At 29.3% G+C, this 2,226-nt stretch carries 2 protein-coding genes; one reads left to right on the forward strand and one right to left on the reverse strand.

Features of this window, described 5'->3' with window-relative positions; all coding sequences use genetic code 11:
- Nucleotides 1-351: 351 nt before the first annotated feature.
- Nucleotides 352-1,275 (reverse strand): hypothetical protein, encoded by a 924-nt coding sequence (locus HE1_RS05660; RefSeq protein ID WP_206537257.1) that lies wholly within the window; start codon nucleotides 1,273-1,275, stop codon nucleotides 352-354.
- Nucleotides 1,276-1,867: 592 nt separating this feature from the next.
- Between HE1_RS05660 and HE1_RS05665 the strand changes: the two genes are divergently transcribed.
- Nucleotides 1,868-2,071, forward strand: a complete 204-nt coding sequence (locus HE1_RS05665; protein ID WP_035545619.1) for a helix-turn-helix domain-containing protein — start codon at nucleotides 1,868-1,870, stop codon at nucleotides 2,069-2,071.
- Nucleotides 2,072-2,226 lie beyond the last annotated feature (155 nt).

The raw sequence follows: 2,226 nt of genomic DNA on the forward strand, positions 1-2,226 counted from the left end.
TTTTATAACAAGCCTTACACAAGAACACTCAGGTGGATCAAAGATAAACTCTTATTCTTTGATTTCAGCGATCTTTTAAACTACCTGAAAAAAAAGTGAGGGGGAGTATGCATATTTTGTCTATTATTTACTAACGATTACAAGATGATATTCACATTGATAGACACAGTTGCCTTATTCTCGGATCTGCATGCCCTGCATTCTTCCACGAAGATATGGAGGACTCTACATTCACGGGGCAGCCCCCGTGGGTTTATTCGCGCATAAAACGTAATTTTTTATGTATAAAAAGTGTGTTTAATAAGAGCATTTGCTCTCCCATTGTCAAAATAAAATTTCAAAGGTATGAAATTATTTTTTAGGCATGATATTTAGTGCTTTTCGATAAATTTTTACTGTTACGTAAAATAATAGAAAAGAAAACACTATGTCGTAAATTAAAAAATATTCAAGACTTTCAAGGCTGGAATATTTTAAGGATTCTATGTGAAAATATTCAAAAAAAGTTGACTTCGAAAAATTAATAAATGAAAACTTTTTTGTTCTTTCGATAGAAAGAGAAAAAAAAGCGATTATTTTTATGAAAAACTGTGTAGGGAAAAAAAACTGAACCATATTTGCGCAACTTAATTTGTGAATAAAAGAAACGATTCCTTTTGGGTAATACCGATGAATCCAAAAAGGAAGAAGAAACAGCCCAGAAACAATAAAAAATGAAAGTAGAAGTAAATAATTTAATTTTATAGAAACAAAAGAAATTACTGCAATCAAAACAAACGAAAACGTATAAGGAAAAATGAAAAAAGCAGAAATAATTCTATTAACCATTGCATAAAAAAAAGAACTAATCCAGGATTCCTGTAACATATTTTTTGGGATTTTTTCTAATTCTTGAGTAATTCTATCTTTCACAGAAGAAGAAAATTTTGTACCCTTATCTGTTCTAAACAAAGGTCTGTACAGCAAAAAGCTTAGGAACATAAAAATGATCGTACTTGTAAATCCCAAAAATAGAGCAAAAATAATTTCTTCTATTCTTACATTCGACTTTAGACTAAGATAGCCTAGACTTAAGGCTGAAGCAGCCACTAGAGGCGTTGCTATATAAAATAAGGCTTTGTTAAATATTAAGAAAAATTTGTAAAAATATTTTACCAGGCAATGCGTTTTGGAAAATTTGTAATTAGTCCACCAGAGAATCAAAATAACACTTCCGGTTGTTACACATAAGGCAAATGATTCAACTATAAGTGCAACATAAAAATTTTGATTCAAATTTTCGTTTATCATCTGTATTGTTTTTAAAAAAAACAAATAGACAATCGATTTTGCACAGAGACAAAAAAATACTATAAATATTGCGAAAATAATATAAATCAAAAATAGTTTTACAAATGTTTTAAAAAAGCGCCATACTCCTTTAAAGACCCCAGGGCTATACAGGGTAAAATTCAAATCTTCGTAACTTTGTGTAAGCTCTTGACTTAAACTAAGTGCGTTTGGGGGGGATTGACCTTCTATCTGAGACATACAAAACCTCCATAAAATTTTTTTTATAAATACGGTGTTTGTTATAAAAAAATCACTTATTTTAGTGTATTTTTTTTAATATCAGCACAATATTTTTAAATCTCAGTTTAATTAACAATTTATGTTAACATTATTATATTAAATTTTTGAGAAATTTTTGCATAAATATTTAAACATTAATGAACAGTGTTAAAAATGATAAAAAGTTAAGATAAAAAAATAAATTAAAAAAAATACTGTCTATGATTTATTCTGTACTTAAATTTAGAAGCTTTTAACTAAAGATATTTTTTGTTAGAATTAGTAAAGAAAGTCTTTTAAAAGTCTCTAAAAATGATTGTATGTAAATTTTGAGAATGTTCGGAGTGCTTTAAAAGCGGTTTTGTTCGAGGGGTTCAGCGGTGCAAATATAAAAAATGTGGAAAAATTTTCACGAAGTGTGCCTGAAAAAGACAAGCTCCAAGCACTTGTTTTATACGCAAATAGCCTTTCAATGAACCGAATTGCTCAGCGTTTTGGTGTCAGTGTGACCGCCGTTTGAAGGTGGCGGGAACTTTAGGATCAAGTCTATGCGCCAAAATTTAACCCTCCCAAGAAGACAAAGGTATTGTAATAGAAGTCGATGAATTTTTGCACTATTAAAAAAGAAGCAAAAATTTGGATCTTATTTTTAAATCCTAGGATAGTGCTGGAAAA

The organism is Holospora elegans E1 (genome assembly GCF_000648275.1).
Taxonomy (GTDB): Bacteria; Pseudomonadota; Alphaproteobacteria; order Holosporales; family Holosporaceae; genus Holospora; species Holospora undulata_A.